At 39.1% G+C, this 699-nt stretch carries 2 protein-coding genes; both read left to right on the top strand.

Translation table 11 applies throughout. The features are described 5' to 3' along the window. Positions 1 to 74 precede the first annotated feature (74 nt). Positions 75 to 269, top strand: coding sequence for a phiTE_015 family protein (locus NXS07_RS20575; RefSeq protein ID WP_258087581.1), 195 nt, complete (start codon positions 75 to 77; stop codon positions 267 to 269). After that, positions 266 to 520 carry a hypothetical protein gene (locus NXS07_RS20570; protein WP_038193683.1) on the top strand — a complete coding sequence of 85 codons (255 nt, stop codon included), beginning with the start codon at positions 266 to 268 and terminating at the stop codon, positions 518 to 520. The genes NXS07_RS20575 and NXS07_RS20570 overlap by 4 nt, the downstream gene beginning before the upstream one ends. The last annotated feature ends 179 nt before the right edge of the window (positions 521 to 699 follow it).

Below are 699 nucleotides of genomic sequence, written 5' to 3'. Positions count from 1 at the left end.
TTTTGCTCCGTGGGTACTTCATCAAATGATTGGATGCAATTATCCAGTTAAGAAAATTAAATCAGGTGATAATAATGACTAATTCAGATTTATGCAGAGAAGAGTTTGAGAAATTCATGGTTGATGGGTTCAATTATCCAATTGACTCATTAGGTAAATATGACGATGGAACATATTGGAATATGCCAGCCCAAAATTACTGGGAGATATTCCAAGCAGCATGGAAAGCAAGTAGGGAAAATATAATCAAGCAGGAGAATCAGAAATGAGCAAAGATGTGATTGAGAAAATAAACACAACATTGGAATCAGCCGAGGAATTCAAATCGGAAGGTGCCAGTACAATAATATTAGATTTAGATGTCTATATTACAATATTAAAACGTCTGGCCAAATATGAAAATATGGAGCCAATTGCCATATATAATTTAGCTGATGGTGAGATTTATAAAAGCATTAATGATATAGGCGATGGAAAAAGCGTATTCGCAGTAAATCTATACCCCCACCCCAACAAATAGAGAACCATCATGGATATTATCGACACAGCTAACGATACCGTTGAGTTGACGGTATCTCATGCGCTCCAGAACCGGAAACCACCATTAACCAGCATCAACGGGATGTGCCGATGGTGTGAGACTGAGCCAGCAACACACGGTGCATTCTGTAGTCGGGAGTGCGGGGAGGATTATGAGCG

Origin of the sequence: Xenorhabdus bovienii (assembly GCF_024721015.1) — a bacterium.
Classification (GTDB): Bacteria; Pseudomonadota; Gammaproteobacteria; order Enterobacterales; family Enterobacteriaceae; genus Xenorhabdus; species Xenorhabdus bovienii.
The sequence above is the reverse complement of the archived record's forward strand: the minus strand, read 5'-3'. Positions and strand labels throughout refer to the sequence as shown.